At 61.4% G+C, this 19740-nt stretch carries 20 protein-coding genes; 5 read left to right on the plus strand and 15 right to left on the minus strand.

Annotated features, from left to right (window positions below):
- Positions 1-8: 8 nt before the first annotated feature.
- The 3 genes from H5P28_RS02280 to H5P28_RS02290 all read right to left on the minus strand — a co-directional run bounded on the left by H5P28_RS02280 (position 9) and on the right by H5P28_RS02290 (position 1781).
- Complete coding sequence (locus H5P28_RS02280) at positions 9-446, minus strand: four helix bundle protein (RefSeq protein ID WP_185674077.1); 438 nt, start codon at positions 444-446, stop codon at positions 9-11.
- 55 nt (positions 447-501) lie between these two features.
- Positions 502-1260, minus strand: coding sequence for a Fe-S cluster assembly ATPase SufC (gene sufC / locus H5P28_RS02285; RefSeq protein ID WP_185674078.1), 759 nt, complete (start codon positions 1258-1260; stop codon positions 502-504).
- A 74-nt stretch (positions 1261-1334) separates the two neighbouring features.
- A complete protein-coding gene (locus H5P28_RS02290) occupies positions 1335-1781 on the minus strand; it encodes a Fur family transcriptional regulator (protein WP_185674079.1) in 447 nt (148 codons plus the stop codon).
- A 2-nt stretch (positions 1782-1783) separates the two neighbouring features.
- On the opposite strand from H5P28_RS02290, the gene H5P28_RS02295 reads away from it, so the two are divergent.
- Positions 1784-2134: a hypothetical protein gene (locus H5P28_RS02295; RefSeq protein ID WP_185674080.1), complete on the plus strand. Its 351-nt coding sequence runs from the start codon at positions 1784-1786 to the stop codon at positions 2132-2134.
- Positions 2135-2223: 89 nt separating this feature from the next.
- On the plus strand, positions 2224-2589 hold the full coding sequence (queF, locus tag H5P28_RS02300; protein WP_185674081.1) for a preQ(1) synthase: 366 nt from the start codon (positions 2224-2226) through the stop codon (positions 2587-2589).
- Positions 2590-2633: 44 nt separating this feature from the next.
- Here queF and lpdA read toward each other — a convergent pair whose 3' ends face one another.
- From lpdA to H5P28_RS02320, 4 genes are all read right to left on the minus strand, one after another.
- Positions 2634-4031, minus strand: coding sequence for a dihydrolipoyl dehydrogenase (gene lpdA / locus H5P28_RS02305; RefSeq protein WP_185674082.1), 1398 nt, complete (start codon positions 4029-4031; stop codon positions 2634-2636).
- Between the two features lie 126 nt (positions 4032-4157).
- Entirely contained in the window at positions 4158-5429 is a 1272-nt protein-coding gene (odhB, locus tag H5P28_RS02310; protein ID WP_185674083.1) for a 2-oxoglutarate dehydrogenase complex dihydrolipoyllysine-residue succinyltransferase, read from the minus strand.
- Between the two features lie 21 nt (positions 5430-5450).
- Positions 5451-5816 (minus strand): protein tyrosine phosphatase, encoded by a 366-nt coding sequence (locus H5P28_RS02315; protein WP_185674084.1) that lies wholly within the window; start codon positions 5814-5816, stop codon positions 5451-5453.
- Between the two features lies 1 nt (position 5817).
- Positions 5818-8562, minus strand: coding sequence for a 2-oxoglutarate dehydrogenase E1 component (locus tag H5P28_RS02320; protein WP_185674085.1), 2745 nt, complete (start codon positions 8560-8562; stop codon positions 5818-5820).
- A 79-nt stretch (positions 8563-8641) separates the two neighbouring features.
- Here H5P28_RS02320 and H5P28_RS02325 point away from each other — a divergent pair, with 79 nt between their 5' ends.
- Entirely contained in the window at positions 8642-8866 is a 225-nt protein-coding gene (locus H5P28_RS02325) for a hypothetical protein (RefSeq protein ID WP_185674086.1), read from the plus strand.
- 77 nt (positions 8867-8943) lie between these two features.
- Complete coding sequence (locus H5P28_RS02330; protein WP_185674087.1) at positions 8944-9345, plus strand: translation initiation factor; 402 nt, start codon at positions 8944-8946, stop codon at positions 9343-9345.
- A 122-nt stretch (positions 9346-9467) separates the two neighbouring features.
- On the opposite strand, the gene H5P28_RS02335 is transcribed toward H5P28_RS02330, so the two are convergent.
- From H5P28_RS02335 to H5P28_RS02360, 6 genes are all read right to left on the minus strand, one after another.
- Positions 9468-9851 (minus strand): hypothetical protein, encoded by a 384-nt coding sequence (locus tag H5P28_RS02335; protein ID WP_185674088.1) that lies wholly within the window; start codon positions 9849-9851, stop codon positions 9468-9470.
- 48 nt (positions 9852-9899) lie between these two features.
- The gene (locus tag H5P28_RS19855) at positions 9900-10181 is read right to left on the minus strand and encodes a Sec-independent protein translocase subunit TatA/TatB (protein WP_185674253.1); all 282 of its coding nucleotides are present in this window, start codon (positions 10179-10181) and stop codon (positions 9900-9902) included.
- Between the two features lie 90 nt (positions 10182-10271).
- Positions 10272-11282 carry a hypothetical protein gene (locus H5P28_RS02345; protein WP_185674089.1) on the minus strand — a complete coding sequence of 337 codons (1011 nt, stop codon included), beginning with the start codon at positions 11280-11282 and terminating at the stop codon, positions 10272-10274.
- Positions 11283-11310: 28 nt separating this feature from the next.
- On the minus strand, positions 11311-13038 hold the full coding sequence (rpoD, locus tag H5P28_RS19980) for an RNA polymerase sigma factor RpoD (RefSeq protein WP_185674090.1): 1728 nt from the start codon (positions 13036-13038) through the stop codon (positions 11311-11313).
- A gap of 35 nt (positions 13039-13073) precedes the next feature.
- Positions 13074-14909 carry a DNA primase gene (gene dnaG, locus H5P28_RS02355; RefSeq protein WP_185674091.1) on the minus strand — a complete coding sequence of 612 codons (1836 nt, stop codon included), beginning with the start codon at positions 14907-14909 and terminating at the stop codon, positions 13074-13076.
- A gap of 260 nt (positions 14910-15169) precedes the next feature.
- On the minus strand, positions 15170-16855 hold the full coding sequence (locus H5P28_RS02360) for a tetratricopeptide repeat protein (protein WP_185674092.1): 1686 nt from the start codon (positions 16853-16855) through the stop codon (positions 15170-15172).
- A 56-nt stretch (positions 16856-16911) separates the two neighbouring features.
- Here H5P28_RS02360 and H5P28_RS02365 point away from each other — a divergent pair, with 56 nt between their 5' ends.
- The gene (locus H5P28_RS02365; RefSeq protein WP_185674093.1) at positions 16912-17970 is read left to right on the plus strand and encodes a DUF362 domain-containing protein; all 1059 of its coding nucleotides are present in this window, start codon (positions 16912-16914) and stop codon (positions 17968-17970) included.
- Positions 17971-18284: 314 nt separating this feature from the next.
- Here H5P28_RS02365 and H5P28_RS02370 read toward each other — a convergent pair whose 3' ends face one another.
- On the minus strand, positions 18285-18782 hold the full coding sequence (locus H5P28_RS02370) for a hypothetical protein (protein WP_185674094.1): 498 nt from the start codon (positions 18780-18782) through the stop codon (positions 18285-18287).
- A gap of 270 nt (positions 18783-19052) precedes the next feature.
- Positions 19053-19727, minus strand: a complete 675-nt coding sequence (rpe, locus tag H5P28_RS02375) for a ribulose-phosphate 3-epimerase (protein WP_185674095.1) — start codon at positions 19725-19727, stop codon at positions 19053-19055.
- Positions 19728-19740 lie beyond the last annotated feature (13 nt).

Raw genomic sequence — 19740 nt, forward strand, 5'->3', positions numbered from 1 at the left:
AAAGTTGGTTAGGCGGAGGGGAGGGTGAAGGCGGTTTCTGGTTCGCGCAGTTCTGTGGGTTTGAATTTCATGCCCTTGATATCCGATTTCGACAGGTAGCCGATGAAACCGCTGAGCAGCGCCTCGGCTTCGGTGGCGACTGCATAGACGCTATCGAACTGAACCTGGTTAATGTAATCGGCATCGAGCATGACGTAGAGTTGGCTTTTGACTTCGGCCAGGGAGCCGCGAGCGACGTAGAGGAACTGCAAAAACTCGCGGTTGCCGCTGCGCCCGAAACCCTCGGCGATGTTGGACATGGCCGAGATGCTGCTTCTGCGGATTTGGTCGCAGAGCGCGAAGTCTCTGCTGACAGGCTCCGCAGACGTAAGAGCATAGACCAGACGGGAAAGCTCGCGCGCTTTCTGCCAGGCTTGAATCTCCTCGAATGTTCGGATGCTTGCCATCTGCTGAACTCTCAAACTCTCAAACCAAAAACTCTCAAACGTCCCGCGCGTCGGCCTAGGCCGACGCCGGGGCCAGCTCTTCCTTGACCCAGTCGTAGCCCTTTTCCTCGAGTTCGAGGGCGAGGGTCTTGTCGCCGCTCTTGACGATCTTGCCGTCGTACATGACGTGGACGACGTCCGGCACGATGTAGTCGAGCAGGCGCTGATAGTGCGTGATGACGAGGAAGCCCCGGTCTGGGCCGCGCATGGAGTTGACCCCTTCGGCGACGATGCGCAGCGCGTCGATGTCGAGGCCGGAGTCGGTCTCGTCCATGATCGCGTACTCGGGCTTGAGCATCATCATCTGGAGGATCTCGCAGCGCTTCTTTTCGCCGCCGGAGAAGCCGTCGTTGACCGAGCGCGAGGTAAAGGCGCGGTCCATCTTGAGCTGGTCCATGGCCGCGTACAGCTCCTTGTAGTACTTCGTGGCGACGAGGTTCTCACCCTCGGGCAGACGGGCCTGGACGGCGGCGCGGATGAAGTTGGCGATGCTCACGCCGGGGATTTCCGCCGGGTACTGGAAGGCCAGAAAAAGGCCCGAGCGGGCGATTTCGTCCGGCTCCATGCCGACGATGTTGGTCCCGTCGAGGAGGGCTTCGCCGCCGATGATGTCGTAGTCCTCGTGCCCGGCGAGCGCCTTGGCGAGCGTGCTTTTACCGGTGCCGTTCGGGCCCATGATGGCATGGACTTCGCCCTTGGGGACGGTGAGGTTGAACTCCTTGAGGATCGGCTTTTCGCCGATGCTGACGGTCAGGTTACGGATATCCAGTGACATGATGTTTAAATGGCTGAAGGGTTAATGGCTAATTGTTAAAGGATAAAAAGGCGGTTTGCTGCTTCGGGGGGGCTTCAGGAGGCGCGCTCGCTGTTGATTTTTTTGGGCGCGTAGCCGGTGAAACTGAGTTTGAATTTCTTCGCCTGAAAGCCCTGCGGGAGGACGTTCGTGATCTCGCGCATGAAGTTTTCAGGCAAATCGATATCGAATACCCGTCCGGTCTCCTCGTCCAGAAAATGCGCATGCTCGCCATCGTTAGGACAGAAGCGGCTGGGCTCGCGCTCGTAGTTGAGCTTTTTGATCAGGTCGCACTCGACGAGGGTTTCCAGGCAGTTGTAGACGGTGGCGAGCGAAATGGACGGCATGCCTTGCTTGGCCCGGGCGTACACCTCGTCTGCGGTCGGGTGGTCGCGCTCGGTCAGGAGCACAGTGTAGACGTGCTCACGCTGGCGGGTGGCGCGCAGGCCGTTGGTCAGCAGCGCTTCCTCCAGTTCGCGTTTGGCGGTGGTGTTTATTTTCATGGATGGCAACACGACTACTAAATTGGAATGATTCCAGAAATCAACCGAAATTGAGAATTATTTTCATTACAATTAGAGAAGTTGTTCTACTGAAGGCCATTAAACAAAGAATTATTATCGTTCTAAAAAGAAAAAAATCCCCACAAGGGTTATTTACTCGGAAAACGCCCGCTTCCGGGCATGAAAAAGCCCGGGGAATGAAGCCCGGGCTCGCTGGATCAGGGGATGCGGTGTTTACGCCGTTGCAGGCCTGTTATTCCGGAATGTCCTGCTGGCAGCATGAAAACAGGATCGTGGCTCCCACGCACACCGCAACCGTTATCAATGCCAAGGTAAACATAATGGTAATATAGTCGCACTTTAGGGAAAAAGCTGACACCGGCGGACGATTTTTTGCGAAACGGGGTTGTATGGCCGGGCCGGGACGCTATTGGGTAGGCGTATGGAAACCTTTGAAAACCCGAATCCCGGTCGCGATTATGTCATCCAGCACATCGCTGAAGAGTTCACCTCCGTCTGCCCGAAGACGGGGCACCCGGACTTCGGCACCGTCGTGCTGACCTACGTGCCGGACAAGCTCTGCGTCGAACTCAAGGACTACAAGCTCTACCTGCACGATTACCGCAACAAGGGGATCTTCTTCGAGGCCGTGACCAACAAGATCATGGACGACCTCTGCGCCGAACTCCAGCCCCGCTGGTTGCGCATCGAAACCATCTGGAAAGGCCGTGGCGGCATCCGCTCCGTCGTCCGTATCGAACAGGCCGCCCCCGACTTCAACGGCCCAACCCCGCCATACTTCTGCTAGCAGGAACGCGGGGCGCGTAGCCCCGCGTTTACCATCGCCGTCCGTTAGAGGGAGTGGATGGAGGATTTGGAGACGGCCATGGCGGCTTCTTTCATGGACTCGGAGAGGGTGGGGTGGGCGTGCATGGTGCGGGCCCAGTCCTCGGCGCTGCCGGAGTACTCCATGTGGGCGACGGCGGTGGCGATCAGCTCAGAGGCGTTGCGGCCGATGATCTGTACGCCCAGGAGGCGGTCGGTTTCGGCATCGGCGATGACCTTGACAAAGCCGTCGGTGGCATCGGTGGCGATGGCGCGCCCGTTGGCGATGAAGGGGAATTTCCCAATGTTGACCTTGAGACCTTTTTCCTTGGCGGCGTCTTCGCCCAGGCCGACCGAGGCGATTTCCGGCTCGGTGTAGACGACGCCGGGGACGAGGTCGTAGTTGACGTGTCCGGCCTTGCCCGCGATCAATTCGACGCAGGCGACGCCTTCCTCCTCAGCCTTGTGGGCGAGCATGGGCCCGGCGATCACGTCGCCAATGGCGTAAATCCCCTGCGCGGTGGTGCGGAAGTGCTCGTCGGTCTTGATGCGGCCCTTGTCGTCGAGTTCGACCCCGGCCTTGTCGAGGTCAAGTCCGCTGGTGCAGGGCTTGCGGCCGACGGCGACGAGGATCTTGTCGGCGGGGAATTCGAGCGGCTTGCCGTCTTTTTCGGCGGTGAGCACGGACTTGCCCTTGTCGGTCTTGACGCCGGTGACCTTGGCCCCGAGCGAGAACTTGAGCCCCTGCTTGGTCAGGAGGCGTTCGGCGAGTTTGGACACGTCCTTATCGTAGGTGGGGGCGATCTGCGGGAGCAGTTCGACCACGGTGACTTCGCTTCCAAGGCGTGCCCAGACCGAACCGATTTCCAGCCCGATGGCACCCGCGCCGACGACGACGAGCTTTTCGGGCACCTTGTCAAAGGCGATAGCCTCGGTGCTGCTGACCACAGTCTTGCCGTCGAACTTCATAAACGGCAGTTCGACCGGGACGGAGCCGGTGGCGATAATAACATGCTTGCTCTCAAGCGTTTGGCCGCCTTTGTCCGTCTCGACAATGATCTTGTTGTCATTGCCGCCGAGGCGTGCCTTACCCTGCACGATGTCGATCTTGCGCTTGGTGACGAGGGTTTTGACCCCGTTGTTGAGTTGGTTGACGACGGCCTCCTTCTTTTTCATCAGGGTGGCGATGTCGGTCTTGATTTCCTTGGCGCTGATGCCGCTGGCGGCGGCGTTGTGCTCAAGGGTGTGCAAAATTTCGGTCGAGTGCAGGAGCGCCTTGCTCGGGATGCAGCCGACATTCAGGCAGGTGCCGCCGAGGACGGGGTCTTTTTCCACCAGGGCTGTCTTGAGCCCGAGCTGGGCCGCGCGGATAGCCGCGACGTAGCCGCCGGGGCCGCTGCCAATAACGATGAGGTCGTAATCCATAAGAAGTTTGAAAGTTTGACGGTTTGAAAGTTTGAGAGTTGGGAGGAGGGGCGTTTGAGCGTGCGAAAGATTAACTTTCAAACTCTCAAACCCTGAACTCTCAAACACGGGATTCAGGCCTGTGGCCTAAATCCCGAAGAGCAGGCGGTCGGGGTCTTCGATGGCTTCCTTGATCTTGACCAGGAAGGTGACGGCCTCCTTGCCATCGACCACGCGGTGGTCGTAGCTCATGGCGAGGTACATCATCGGGCGGGCGACGATCTCGCCGTTGACGACGACGGCGCGCTGCTGGATATTGTGCAGGCCGAGGATGCCGCTCTGAGGCATGTTGAGAATCGGCGTCGAGAGCATGGAGCCGTAGATGCCGCCGTTGGAAATGGTGAAGACGCCGCCTTGCAGGTCGTCGATGGTGAGCTTGCCATTGCGGGCGGCCTGGGCGTAGTCGGCGATGTCCTGCTCGATCTGGGCAAAGCTCTTTTTGTCGCAGTCGCGCACGACCGGGACGACCAGCCCCTTCTCTGTGCCGACGGCCACGCCCACATCGTAGAAGTGGTTTTGCAGGAGCACGTCGCCGTCGAGCTGGGTATTGATCTGCGGGACGGCCTGGAGCGCGTGGACCACGGCCTTCACAAAGAACGACATGAACCCGAGCTTGATCCCGTGTTGGGCGACAAAGGCGTCCTGATGCTTCTTGCGCAGGCCCATGACGCGGCTCATGTCCACCTCGTTAAAGGTGGTCAGCAGCGCGGCTTCCTGGGTGGCGGCCACAAGGCGCTCGGCGATCTTCTTGCGCAGCGGGGACATCTTCTTGCGGGTGACGCGGCCTTCCTGCCCGGCGGCGGATGTCGGGGCCTTCGCAGCTGGAGCCGGAGCACTGGCGGCGGGCTTGGTCGCAGGACGCGTCTCGGCGCGAAGCATGTCGCCCTTGGTCACTCGGCCATCCTTGCCGGTGCCCTCGACCTGAGCCGGGTCGATGCCGGTCTCAGAGGCGATGCGGCGCACGGCGGGTGAGGGCGGCAGGTCCTTGGCCTTGCCCGAGGGGGCGCTGGCGGGGGCCGGTTCCTCCTTGGCGGGGGCGGGCTTTTCCTCCGGCTTGCTCTCGGTCTTGGCGGGGGCTTCCTCCTTTTGCTCAGCAGCTTCCGGCGCACTGGCGGGCTTCTTCGCGGACTCGTCAATCTCGGCCACGGTCGCGCCGATCTCGACTTCGTCACCCTCGGCGACTTTCAGCGAAATGACACCGGCGGCTTCGGCCATGCCCTCCGAGGTGATTTTGTCGGTTTCCAGTTCGTAGAGGAGCTGGTCCTTGGCGACATAATCGCCGTCGTTGACGTGCCAGGAGGCGAGGATACCGCTGGTGATCGACTCGCCCAGGGAGGGAACTTTGACTTCGGTGGCCATGAGAGGGTAAATTAAATGGCGTTAGCGGACTAAAGATGATTCGGGAGCCTCTGGCAACAAGATGTGTGCCGCGAGTTTGGTGCGGAGCACATCCTGAAGCGCGGGCTCCATGGGTTGGTAAATGTCTTTGATGAAAAGCGTGGTCAGCGGCTTGCCGCTGGTGCGGAAACGTGTGCGGATCAGTTCGGTGTGTTTTTTCTCCATCGTGAAGATGGCGTCGGCCCAGCCGATGTCCTGATCGGTCAACCGAATCCGGGCACCCTTTGCCGTGCCGCGTGAACGTACCTGATAGCAGTCGGAGCGCTGAAGCATTTTTTCGGCGGTCAGGCTGCGGCACTTGTTCATGCTACACACAAAGAGCAGTTTCCGGATCGGTTGCTCGGACATCTCACAGGGTGAATGCCTCTTCGACGAGGGCCTGCTGCTCCATCCGGTGCTGGTAGAGCGAGCCGGGGGCGGGGCTGGCGGCGGCCTGGCGTCCGGCGAAGACCGGGGCCTGTCCGGCGGCCTTGAGCAGGTACGGGTACATGTGCGTCCACGCGCCCATGTTCTGCGGTTCCTCCTGACACCAGACGAGGTGCTTGTAGCCCTTGTACTTGTCGAGGATTTCCGCGAGGCGCTCCTCGTTCATCGGGTAGAGCTGCTCGACGCGGATGATGGTGGTGTTGGTGATCTTGTTTTCGGCGCGGTGGTTGATGAGGTCGTAGTAAACCTTGCCCGAGCAGAAGACGATGCGTTCGGTCTTCTGGACGGGGCGTTCGTCGTCGAGGATCTCGTGGAAGCGGCCCTTGGTGATGTCCTCTACACTGGAGACGCAGTCCTTGTAGCGCAGGAGGCTTTTGGGGGCCATGATGACGAGCGGCTTCTTGAAGGAGCGCTTCATCTGGCGGCGCAGGACGTGGAAGTACTGCGCGGGGGTGGTCATCATGCAGACCTGGATGTTGTCCTCGGCGCAGGCCTGCAGGTAGCGCTCAAGGCGGGCCGAGGAGTGCTCGGGGCCCTGGCCCTCGTAGCCGTGCGGCAGGAGCATGACCAGCCCGGAGACGCGGCCCCACTTGGACTCGCTGGAGGTGATGAACTGGTCAAAGTGCGTCTGCGCCCCGTTGCTGAAGTCGCCGAACTGCGCCTCCCACATGGCGAGCATGTCGGGGTAGTCGAGCGAGTAGCCGAAGTCGAAGCCGAGGATAGCCGCCTCGGAGAGCGAGGAGTTGTGGACGCAGAAGGTGGCCTGGTCGGGGTCGAGGTTGAGCAGGGGGACGTAGCGCACGCGCGTTTCCACATCGTAGAAGGCGGCGTGGCGCTGGCTGAAGGTGCCGCGTTCGCTGTCCTGTCCGGAGATGCGTACCGGGGTGCCTTCCAGCAGAAGCGTGCCCCAGGAGAGCTGCTCGGCGAAAGCCCAGTCGATGCCGCCGCCCTTCTGGAAGTTGGCCCACTTGGTCTCGACCTGACGGGCGATCTTGCTGTTGGGCTTGAAGTTCGGCGGGATGGCGGTGAGGGTTTCGGCCACGCGGGTGAGCACGCCCTTGGTCACGGCGGTCTTGACCGGCTCGAAGTTGTAGGCCGGTTGCTTGATCGCGGAGGCCTCCTCGAAGGTTTTTTTCTTCTTGGTACTCTTTTCTTCTTCCTCCTTTTTGACGCGGAAGAAGGAGTCGTTGAGCGCCTGCTGGAACTCCTTGGTCAAGTCGTTGGCCTGCTCGTCCGTGAGGGCCTTTTCCTTGACCAGGCGCTCGCGCAAAATCTGGCTGATGGCCGGGTGCTGGGAAATCTGCTTGTAAAGCCCCGGCTGGGTGAAGCCCGGCTCGTCGGACTCGTTGTGGCCGTGCTTGCGGTAGCAGTACATGTCGATCACGACGTCGTCGCCGAACTGCTGCCGGTACTCCAGGGCGATGTCCATGACATGGGCGACGGCGAGCGGGTCGTCCCCGTTGACGTGGAAGATCGGCACCTCGATCATCTTGGCGATGTCGGTGCAGTAGCGGCTGGAGCGCGACTCGCGCGGGTCCGTGGTGAAGCCGATCTGGTTGTTGATGACGAAGTGGATCGTGCCGCCGGTGAGGTAGCCCTTGAGGCGGGAGAGGTTGAGCGTCTCCATGACCACGCCCTGCCCGGCAAAGGCGGCGTCGCCGTGCACGAGGAAGGGCAGCACGCGCTTGCGGTCCCAGTCCCCGCGGATGCGCTGGCGGGCGCGGGTCTTGCCCTCGACCACGGGGTCAACGGCCTCCAGGTGGCTCGGGTTGGCAGCCAGGCGCAGATCGACTTCCTTGCCAGTCGAGGTCTTGTGGGTGCACTCGAAGCCGAGGTGGTACTTCACATCGCCGTCACCGTGGATGGTGTCGGGGATGTAGTTCTCAGAAAACTCGCGGAAGATGTACTCGTAGGATTTGCCTAAAATGTTGGCCAGCACGTTGAGACGGCCGCGGTGGGCCATGCCCATGACGATTTCCTCGACGCCCATGAGGGGGCACTTCTCGATCAGCACGTCGAGCGCGGCGATAAGGGTCTCAGCCCCTTCGAGGGAGAAGCGCTTCTGCCCGACATAGCGGGTGTGCAGGAAACGCTCGAACTGCTCGGCCTCCATGACCTTGCGCAGGATGCGGATTTTCTGGTCGGCCTTGAAATCGGGCTGGTTGTCGCTGGGCTCGATGCGGGCCTGGAGCCAGCGGCGTTTCGGAGTCTCCTGGATGTGGATATACTCGCAGCCGATGTGGCCGCAGTAGGTGCGCTTGAGGCGCTGCAGCAGCTGCGGCACGCTCATGAACACACCGCCCAGGTAGTTGCCGGTGTGGAAAGTCTTTTCCGGGTCGATACTTTCGAGACCGAGGCGGTCGAGCTTCAGGCGCGGGTTTTCCAGCACGCGGGCCTGGAGCGGGTTGAAGCGGCCTTCCGTGTGCCCGATGGAGCGGTAGGCGTAGATCGCGCCAATGACGCGCGACTGCGTGATCGGGTCGGTGTCGCCGGCGGCAGCGGGCAGGGGAGAGGCCCCGCCCTTGAGGGCGACCTGCTGCGCCAGTTCGAAGCCTTCAAAGAAAGCGCGCCATTCCTGGTCAAGCCCGTCGGGGTTTTCGAGCCAGCGTTGATAATATTGGTCGATCAAGTCCGCGTTCCAGCGGTTGGCGAAGGTGAGGTTTTTCATCTCGTTAGGGTATTTGCAGCCCAATTGTTAGGATATACGTTGACCTTGAGGCTGTGACAAGTATTTCCGTTAGTTTTCTATGAGCCTGAGAGATAGTATTTATCAGAATCTCGAATCGATTATCGTGTATAAGCAAAATGTGGCGGCGGCGGTCCTCGCATTGGACGGCCTGCTGCGCGAAAACAAGCGCGAGCTCCCCGGCGACCTGGCCCACTACCTGGAAAATCGCAGCTACGAAAAGGCCTGGGCCTGGCTCAACGAAGGCAAGCAGGCGCCGCGCGGCACGTGTTCGCCCAAGTCATAGGGGCGTTTGGTTTTCGCGGGGCGGGGGCGGTTAATTCTGGGTTGCGGCCACCGGCGAACTTCGGAACTTTCTCCATCATGGCCAAAAAAGAAAAACTCTCGACCGACGGCGGGCAGGCCCTGAACGCGGACAACCCCTTTGGCGGCCTCTCGGCGGCGGGGCTGCCGCAGGCGCAACCCGCGCCCGCGCCGGTCTCGAAGCCCGTTCCGGCCCCGGCTGCGCCGAAAAAGCGCGGGCGGGTGGACATCAAGCGGGTCAAGGCCGGGCGCGGTGGCAAGACCGTGACCTTGTGCGCGGGCGAGGGCCTGCTCCACACTGGCCCGCAGGAGCTGGACTCGCTCGTGAAAACCCTGAAAACCCGCTGCGGCACTGGCGGGGCGGTCAAGGGCAAGACCATCGAAATCCAGGGCGACCAGCGCGAAGCCGTCGCCGCCGAACTCGAACAACGCGGTTACCGCGTCGTCTTCGCCGGCGGCTGACGGGGTGCCCCCGCTGGCAATGAGGGGCTTCGCCCCTACGCGCCCAAAAAGGGCGCTACCCCGTGCGGTGGCGGGGGATTCCAAGAGGAGGTTTTGGAGTTTTTAAGGCTTTCTCAGGCTGGTCATTTAAACCGGGTCAGGCGCAGGTAAAGAATGAGCAAGACGATTTCGGCCACGAGTAAATTCCAACTCTGGGAGAACGAGTCGAAGGTGCCGTTGACGGCGAGCACGGCAGTCGTGACACCCGCCGCGACCATGACGATGAGAAAGGTCAGTAGCACCCGTCTGCCCTGTGGGCCGTCGCCAAGCGCCCACAAGATAAAGAGGGCAGGACAGTAAAAGACGATGGTGACCGCGAAGGGCAGGAACACCATCCCCGCCAGCCGCGAATACAGCGGGAGTTCCCAGTCCCAGGGGCGTACCAGCCAAAGAGTCGGGAGAGCCAGCACGAGCCAGGCGATAAAAAACTCTTTCGTCAGGCGAAAAGGTTTTTCGAGGCGGTTCATGGCGACTGTCCGGGACAGCCTGAGCTGGGTTTCAGTCAGCCGGTTCTGCTAGCGCTGGGTGGTTTCGGAACTGGTGGTCTCCGAAGATTCGGGGGCCTTGGGTGTTTCAACCGGGCGCGGAGCCGGATTTTCGCGGCGGGCGGATTGTTGCTTGTTGTCCTCTTCTTCGAGGGCTTGCTTAAAGGTGCTTTCAGCTTCCTGCGTGGCCTTTTTGAATTCCTTCATCGATTTGCCCAGGCCCTTGGCCAATTCGGGCAGGCGCTTGGCCCCGAAGAGCAGCAGGATAATGATGAGAATGAGCAGGATTTCCTGCCAGCCCAGGTTTTGGATAAAGGCGAGAGCGTTGATTGAATTCATGGGAATCGTTTGTGAGTGAAAAATAGGGCTACTCGGGGCGCAAAACAACTCCAAATCCGTGTTTTACGGGGAGACTTGCCGGGTGCTGGGCGAGAGTTGGCCCGAACTGTACAGTTCGTTGACAAAATCCGTGTACTGCGGGCCGGGGTAAATGATCTCGTTGCCGGGCTGCGGATCGCCGACGATTTGGGTTAATCCGACCGCCTTGCCATTGCGCATGAGCGTCATCTGGTAGGCGCCGGTCACGGCAAGGTCGTCACCGCGGGCCAGCAGTAGCTCGTCCCCGAAAAACGCCATGTAGCGGCTGTCGAGCCAGACCACGCCGAAGCCCCGCTCCTTGTCCACGCTGACCAGTTCGCCGACGCGCAGGTTACGCGAGGACGCAGGATTGTCCGTTTCGGGGGTCGGTTCCTCGGCAGTCTTCTGGGGTTCTTCGTCCTCATCCGAGCCGAACAGAAAACTGAAAAAGCCGCCGGATTCTTTCTGGGGAGGAGTTGCTTGCGCCGGGGCGGGGTCAAATGCCGGGGTAGGCGGTGTAGGTGTCGAGGACGCGTCCGCATCCGTAAACGCGCTCACGGGCTCGGGAAAGGTGGTTGGCGGCTCCAGCGGGTTGCCGTCGGCATCGACGCGCACGGCCTGCACCACGATGTCCGGCTGCGGACCATTGTCCGAAGGCAGCGCAAAGGGCTCGCCGGTGGCCGAGCTGTCAATGTAGTCACCCTTGATCTGGGTAGTGTAGCCGGTGGTCATGGTGACGCCGGGCGGCAGGCCGGGGATGGCGGCGGCGTTGCCAGCGCCCGCGGAGGCTCCGCTCTGTCCGCCGGCATTGGCTGCTCCCGCGCTGCGGGGCGAGGCGCCGGACGCGGTCGCCGTCGTAGTGACACCGCCCAGCGTGACGCCGGGGATGGAATCAACATCGCCGCCAGCAGGAGCCTCGTCTCTCTCGTCGTCGAGTTGGACGGGCTTGCGCTGCTGGGAAATGGGCGGCTTGGCCTGCCGGGGCGCGGCCCAGACATCCGTGACTACCAGGGAAGAGGCGGTCAGCAGGAAGAGGGCTGTTTTGATCCCGCGCATGGGGCAGGCTGGCGCAAAGTTGGAAGGGTTATTCTCCGGGGCGGCGGAAGTTGTCGAAGCCGGGGCCGGAGGTGTCGATTTCGCCCTCGAAGAAGCCGTGAAGCTGGCGGATACGGGTCGGGTGACGCATCTTGCGCAGGGCCTTGGCCTCGATCTGGCGGATACGCTCGCGGGTGACCTTGAACTGGCGGCCCACTTCCTCCAGTGTGCGGCTGTAGCCGTCCTGCAGGCCGAAGCGCAGGGAGAGGACGCGGCGTTCGCGCTCGGTGAGGGAGTCGAGCACGTCCATGATCTTCTCGCGCAGGAGCGAGTAGGCGGTCATGTCGTAGGGGTTCTCCGCGCCCTTGTCCTCGATGAAGTCACCGAAGTTGGTGTCGTCGGAGTCGCCGACGGGGCTTTGGAGGGAAATCGGTTGCTGGGCCATCTTCATGATGGCCTGCACGCGCTCGACCGGGAGGTCCATCTCGATGGCGACTTCCTCGGGGGTGGGCTCGTGGCCGAGCTCCTGGAGGAGTTGCTTTTGCACCTGCATGACCTTGTTCAAGGTCTCGATCATGTGGACCGGGATGCGGATGGTGCGGGCCTGGTCGGCGATGGAGCGGGTGATGGCCTGGCGGATCCACCAGGTGGCGTAGGTGGAGAACTTGTAGCCGCGGCGGTACTCGAACTTTTCCACCGCCTTCATCAGGCCCATGTTGCCCTCCTGAATGAGGTCGAGGAAGGAGAGGCCGCGGTTGGTGTACTTCTTGGCGATGGAAATGACGAGGCGCAGGTTGCTCTCGACCATCTCGGTCTTGGCGCGGTGGGCCTCACGCATGTTCTTGCGCACTTCGCGCACGAGGTTGAGGAGTTCCTCCGGCTCGATGCGGTACATCTGCTTGATGTCCTCCAGACGCTTGCGGATGGTCTCGGGGTCGTGCTTGCGGTGGCGGCTGGACTTGACCTTGTTGGCCAGCTTGAGGTGCTCCAGGTGATCCTCGATCTCGCGCAGGGTGGGCGAGAGGTTGTCCAGGAATTCTTCAAAGACCTTCAGCTTGAAGCAGAACTTACGGAAGATGGGCTTGAGGGCGGACTCGTGCTTGGAGAGGCGGGTCTTGGCACGCTTCTCGTTGGAGGAGTCGTCGTCGTGCTTCTGGATGTCGGCCCAGGCGCGTTCGCACTTGGCCTCGACGGCTTCGGCCAGCTCGATCTGCTTGGGCAGGCTCTTGAAATAGTTTTCGCGACTCTCGATCTTCTTGTCGAGGACCACGCGGTCAAAGCGCTCTTCGCGGTCGAGGAGCTTCTTGGCCAGGTCGATCTGGTAAATCGTTGTCAGCCCGACGGAAAAGAGCACATCGGCGGCCTTCTGCTCGGCCTTTTCAATCCGCTTGGAGATGGAGACTTCCTGCTCGCGGGTCAGCAAGGGCACCTGGCCCATTTGCTTGAGGTACATGCGTACCGGATCGTCGAGGATGTCCATGCTGGCCGTCTTGGACTGGGCCTCTTCCTCGTTTTCGACGCGTTGCTTGTAGGCTTCGACTTCTTCGGAGTCGAGGATGTCGATTTCCAGGTTTTCGAGGATGGAGATGACGTTCTCGATTTCCTCGGGGTTGTTGACGCTCTCGGGCAGGACGCGGTTGATGTCCTGCACGGTGAGGTAGCCCTGCTCCTTCGACTGGCGAATGAGCACCCGGATTTTATCATTGAGACGTGCCTGGGCCTTTTCAGAAGGCTTCTTTTTCGGCTCGGCGGCGGCTTCGGAGGTTTTTTTCGACATGATCGGACGGACGGATTGTTACAGGGGGAAAGCGTTTAGAATCGGACAACGGGCGGCTGCCTTAACAGCTTGCGCAGTTCGATCCGCTGGCGGTGAAGGCCGCGGATGGCCTCGGCGTTTTCCGGAGGGGTGTTCATCAGCTTGAGATCCAGCTCCTTTTGAAGTTGCGCCAGGTGGCGGCGGTAGAGCGCACCGACAGGCTCAAGAACCTGCTGTTCGGGCTCTTTGAGTGACACGTCCCGGTTGAGCAGGGCGTAAAGATAATTTCTTTCTTCGTCGGACTCAAGCAGTTCAATAAAATCATCAAGACCGCTCCAGGCATCATTCTGGAACTCGATTAAAAGTTTTCGAAACAGGGCTCCCTCCGGCGTCTTGTCGTTAACCCACTGGTGGTCAACGGCATTGGCAATGGATCGAGCCAAGCTCTCACTATGCAAAGCGATTAACAATAGCTGTGATTCAGCCGTTGTCAATGCCTCCGAAGATAATCGGGGTAAACTATCCGACGGCTCGGGGGCGGCCGGGCGGGCCTGCCCGCTGATGAACCGCTCGAAGTCGCGGTGAAGCGCCAGGCGGTCCACCCGGCTCAGGCGGATGGCGAGTCCGGCCAGGGCCTGCTCGCGGATGACCTCGCTCTCGCTCTGGGCGATGGTGCCGAAAATCTCGTCCAGCCCCCGGCGTTCCTCGGGGCTGCCGGGTTCGACCGTGGGAGGGACGAGCACCCCGGTGGCGAAGTCGATCCAGCTCAGGGACTCGGCGCGAAGGGCTTCCAGGGCCTCGGCGCCGCCCTCGGCCAGCAACTCGTCCGGGTCGCTCCCGGCGGGCAGGCGCAGGAAGCGTACGTCCAGCCCGGCCTTGAGGGCGAGCGGGAGCATGCGCAGGGCGGCCTTTTGCCCGGCGCTGTCGCCGTCGAGCAGGACTTCGGCCCGCGAGGTGTAGCGGCGCAGGAGGGCGAGCTGGTGCTCGGTGATGGCCGTGCCCTGTGGGGCCACGGCGTTGAGAATGCCTTTTTCCACGCAGCGCAGGCAGTCGAGCTGGCCCTCGACCAGGATCAGGCTCTGGCCGTCGCCGACGTGCTGGCGCGCCCGCTCCAGTCCGAAGAGCACGTCGCTCTTTTTAAAAAGAGGAGTTTCGGGGGAGTTGATGTACTTGGCCTCGCGCGAAGGGTCGTCCTGCGGGGTGAGGTCGGTCTGGCGGGCGGTAAAGGCGATGACGCGCCCCTGCACGTCGCGGATGGGGATCATCAGCCGCCCCCGGAAGCGCGGGCGGGCGGCGCGGGCGGCGGTGTCATGGTCGTTGACGTAAAAGAGCCCGCACTGGGCGATGGCCTCGCCGGAGAAGCCCTTTTTGTGCAAAACATCGAGCAGCTTGCCGCCGTTGGAGGGAGCGAAGCCGATCTGGAACTCGTCCGCCAGTTTCAGGGGGAAGCGGCGCTTGCCGGTCCAGTACTCGCGCATGGCGGTGGAGTCGGCGTGCTCGGCCTGGAAGCACCGGTGGTAGTAGTCGGTGGCGGCTTCGTGGATGCCGAGCAGTTCCTTGCGCAGGGAGAGGCGTTCGCGGGGCTGGCCGTCGTCCTCGTACTCCAGCGGGACGCTGAAACGCTCGGCCAGCAACTCGATCGCCTCGCCGAACTCCAGGTTCTCCTTCAACTGCACGAACCGGAACAGGTCCCCGGCGTTGCCCGAGGAGTAGTCCATGAAGACGTTTTTCTCCGGGTGGACGTAGAAGGAAGGCGTTTTTTCCGGGTTAAACGGGCTGAGACCGCGATACTGGGCTCCGGCGCGCTTCATCTGCGTGTACGGGGCGACCACCTCAAGAAGGCTGACCCGCTGACGGAGATTTTCGATACTGCTACGCTTGACCCTGGGCATTCCGCTGAAAAAGTAGAAAAGAAACCACTATCGCCTCCCGTGCAAGCTTGCACGGTGTCGGATTATATCCGGTGACAAATGTCCGGCGTTTAATCCGAATGAAGAAACCGCGTGATCGCCTCTGCGTTTTATCTGTTTTTTAACCACAAAGACACAAAGGGTTTTTGATAGAGCATCTTCGCCCTCATTTCAAATGAGACGCTTTTGCGAGAGCCTGTGCTTCCGTCCTTCCCGTCCTTCCTGTTAAATCCTTTTTATCCTTACGGGTACGTTATCAGTAACTGCTCGATTTCGGCGCGCTTGGCGTGGTCGGCGGGGGCGAGCTGGAGGAAGGTCTCGTACATGATGCGGGCGTTGCGGGGGTTCTGCTCGATCTTGTCGTAGCCGCGGGCCAGGGCCAGGGCGATGTCCGGGCTGTCGGGGAATTGCTCGTAGGCCTTGGCCAGCTCGATCATCAGGCGCTGGCGGGACTGGCTTTTCTGGACGGTGCGCAGGTACTGGGCCCGGTATTGGAGGTTGCGCGGCTGGCGGCGCATGGCCTCGGAGGCGTAAAGCTCGGCCTGCTGCCACTGGCCGATGGCGTAGTAGGCCCGCGAAAGGTCGTAGTAGGTCTGGGGGTTCTCGCTGTTTTCGTTGGCGAGGGAGAGCTGGTAATGCCGGATGGCAGCCGCGTAATTGCCCTCCTGATAGGCGAAAAGGCCGCGCTCGTACTCGTTTTTAGCCTCGGGCATCTCCGGTTCGGGGTCGGGGAGCGAGCTTTCGGTGTCGGCCAGCGGGGTCGGGGCCACGGCGGAAAGGGTGTTGTCCTCGGTCACGACGACGGAGACCGTGTCCGTCGGGGTGCCGTCTCCGGCATCGCCCCAGGTCGCGGTCAGCACCTGTTCGCCACTGCCGGTTGCGGTGGAATCAGCAGGCGTCCCGCTGGCGACGACGGTGGTGGTGCCGTCGGGTTCCGTGACCAGATTTTGCCCGGCGGGGGCAAGATATTCGGAATCAATAACCTTTGCGCCGCCGCCCGGTGCGTCGGGGATGTCGGCCACGTTAGTGGTGTCGGTGGAGGTACTGCTGCCCGAAGTGCCGCCGGTCGCAGTGGCCGCAGTTCCGGCCGAAGCGGCCCCGGCCTGAGAGCCGGGAACTTTGATCGAGGTGCCGGCCTTGAGGTCTTTTAACTGCTGGCGCACGCCGGAGAGGTCGCTGTTGTCGAGAAGGGCAGGGGATTGCTCGTCGAGGCGGGCCACAAGCTGTTCGGCCTGGTCCCAGTGCTCGCGGGTGAGGGCCAGACGGAGCAGGCCCATGCGGGCCTGGGCGTAGCCGTCGCCCTGCTCAGGCATTTTCAGGGCGTAGTTCCACCAGTCTCCGGCTTGAGCCTGATTGCCGAGTTCGTAGTAGAGTTGGCCCAGTTGGACGGCCTCGGCGCAGGTGGGCTTGTTGTTCGAGGTCTTGAAAGCGCGCAGCCATGCGTCGAGCGAGGGCTGGAGTTTACCGGCGGCGCGCTGGGCCTTGGCCAGTTCCTTCCAGGCCTGAGTGTCGAGCGGTTCGCCGGCGAGGTAGTTCTGGTAGGCGGTGGCGGCGGCGTTCCAGTCCTTCATCCGCGAGTGGGCCTGTGCGGCGAAAAGCGCCAGGTCGGTGCGGGTGTTGTCCAGCCCGTAGGCCTGGTCGAAGTAAAAGGCGGCCATCGCCGGATCGGGGACTTCGAGGTAGGCGAAGGCAAGCTGCTCAATGACGGCGGGGCGGTTCGGGTGGTCGGCGTCGAGCAACTCCAGGGCGCGGACGGCCTGCTCAACGTTGCCGCTGTAAAGCTGGGCCTTGGCTGTGTCAAGCTGGGCGGCGACTTCCGCGTCGATGCGCGCGCGTTCGGCCTCGGGGTCACTGCGAGAGCAACCGGCCACGAAAAAGGTTGCCACTGATAAACAAATGGCCGCAATCTTGCCGACTGTGATAGACATGCCCGTACTGATACGAACAATGTCTTGCCCAGTGTAAACTCTGTCAAGTGTTGAGAATGCCCGTCTTTTTCAGATTGATCCTCCTTTTTCTGGCAATGGTGTCGCTCCGGCCCGCTTTCGCGGCGGACTATACGCCCGATGCGGACCTTCAGTCCTACGTGTGGGAATACCCGATGGTGAGGTTCAACTACTACGGCTACAAGGCCGGAGTCGAAACCCTCTTCCGCGCCTACGAGCACACCAGCGACAAGTCCCTCAAGCCGGGCGAACACGGCGTGGTCGGGATCAAGATATACACCGCCTCTGGCCCCGGCATGCGCACGCCGCCGAACCTTGTCCGCGCCGTGGTGGCCTGCCTGGAAGAGCGCGGCTTTGACCGGAAAAAACTTTTCCTCATCGACTCCAACGCCGAACGCCTGCGCGAAAGCGGCTACCTGCCCCGGCGCGACACCTCCCCGAACGAGTTCGAAGGCATCCCGGTTTATGCGCTGGATAGCGGCGACTACTACGACAAGGAGTGGTCCTACGACTCGAACCTGCCCTCCCGCGAACGCGTGGCGATGGCGGCCTCGAACTCACGCTTCAGCTATGAGGACGACCCTGAGGAGCGCAAAAGCTACCTGGCGTACCCGCTGATTTCGCAGGTGGACTTCTGGATCAACCTGCCGATGGCTTCCGACAACAAAGCGCTCGGCATCAGCGGCGCACTGGCCAACGCCACACTCTGGAACATCAGCAATAACACGCGCTTTCTGGCCAGCCCGGCCAACGCCCCCGTCGCCGTGGCGGAAATCGCCGCCATCCCCGAACTGCGTGAAACCTGGGTCTTTACCCTGCAAACGCTGGAGCGTTACCAGTTCATGGGCGGGCCGCGCTTCAACTCCCTCTACACCGGGCAGGAGCCCAAGCTCTGGCTGAGCGCCAACCCGGTCGCTATCGACTACCTGATGTGGCGCCGCATTTACAATGGCCGCGCCCGGGAGAGATTCCCCGTGCCGGATCGCGATCCGCAGCTCTTCGAGTACGCGCAGGCCGTGGGCCTGGGCAACTACAAGCTCGACCAGCTCAAGCTCGTCCGCCTGCAAAAAGCCGAAGGCAGCGACAGCTCCGACTAGGTGCTCGGATAAGAGATTTTACGGAAGGCCGGAAAGGACGGGAACGTTCGCTTCCGGCTTTTTCTTTGCGTTCATTCCGGTCTTCTCCGGCCAGGCGAATGTTGAAATAGAAGAAGCTGCTCACCGAAGCCATGCGCAGAGGACACGAGATATTTCTTTCGTCACTTCGCGTGATTTATGCCGGTAACCTTGTTCCCTGTATTTGAGTAAGGCATAGGCCTTTCCGCTGTCCTGAAGGGGGTGTGATGGTTACCTCAGGGCGGGGCAATCTCGAGTGGGGGAAGGTAAGGGAAGGTAAAAGGCGGTACCGGTAATTACTCGGCTTCCTTGTCCTTCAGGTACTCGAACTTCATGATACAGGTCCACTTACCGTTGTACTTGGCAAAGGTGGCGGACTTGATCCAGTATCCGGCCGAGTTGGCCCGGCAGCGGCTTTGGGCGCGCTCGTCTTTTTTATCGTTGATGCGCGCTGTGCTCCGGCACGAATCGGAAAGCAGGGCCGTGGCCTTGTCGCGGGCGTCTTCATAGGCGCGTTCACAACTGTTGCCATAACCGGCGACGACCTGCTGGTCCCGGGTCTGCGTCGGGCGCATGTAGATCTTGTGCTCGATGAGCATGCGGGTGTAGCAGATGCCTCCGCCCACCTCGATCAACAGGCCCTTGGTTTCGTAATCGCCGTCGATGGCGCGGGTGGCGGCTTCGGCGATGGCTTCCTCCTCGGCGCGCTCGGGATCGCTGTCGAAGCCGATGACAAATTCTGTGATGGTTTCGTTGGGCTTGTTCAGCTCCGCAGCACCAGCCGGTGCGCCCAAAAAAGCGCACAGTAATAGAACAGGAATATATTTCCTCAAAAGACCCACAGACGAACCATTCAGTTAAAAGTAAAAAAGCATGTCAACCTTGACATTGGCTAAATTGCATTTGTTCGCAGCTTTTTTATCTTTTTTCGGGCCTAAATAACCGGCTTTAATGCAGGTAAGAAGCTGGTCTGTCCTGTGGCCTGTTCCGCCCGCTTTGAAGGTAACCGTTTTTTGCGGCGCAGGGGCGATTGCTGGTCCGGTCGGAAACCGGACCGCTCAACGCTATCGGGTTTCACCCGGGGCACCTTCGAGGGTGCGGACGAATTCCGCGCGGTCGGCGTGCTTGAAGAACGCGGTCCCGGCGACAAAGGTGTCGGCTCCGGCGTCGCGGCAGCGCAAGCCGGTTTCGAGGTTAACGCCGCCGTCCACCTCGATGCGCCACTGGTAGCCGTGCTGTTCGCGCCAGTGGGCGACCTTTTCGATCTTGGGCAGGACATCCTCGCGGAAGGACTGCCCGCCAAAGCCGGGCTGGACGGTCATCAACAAAACAAGGTCCACGGCTTCCAGGTAGGGCTCCAGCATTTCCACCGGGGTTCCGGGGTTGATGCAGATGCCGCAGGTCGCCCCTTGCGCACGGATCTGGCGCAGGGTTTCGGCCTTCGGGTAGTCGGGCTCGGCGTGGATGGTCACGTTCTGGGCTCCGGCCTTGATGAAGGCGTCAATGTAAAGGTGGGGGTTGTCCAGCATGAGGTGGACATCGAAAAACAGTTCGCTGCCCCCGCGCAGGTCGGCCACGGTCTGGGGGCCGAAGCTGAGGTTCGGGACGAAGTGCCCGTCCATGATGTCGATGTGGACCCAGAAGACGCCGTCGGTCTGCTCGGCCTGGGCGAGGCTGTCGGCCAGACGGGCATGATTACCGGCGAGGATGGAGGGGGCGACGATGGGACGGTGGGACATGGGCTGGGATTCC

It is taken from the genome of Ruficoccus amylovorans (assembly GCF_014230085.1).
Taxonomy (GTDB): domain Bacteria; phylum Verrucomicrobiota; class Verrucomicrobiia; order Opitutales; family Cerasicoccaceae; genus Ruficoccus; species Ruficoccus amylovorans.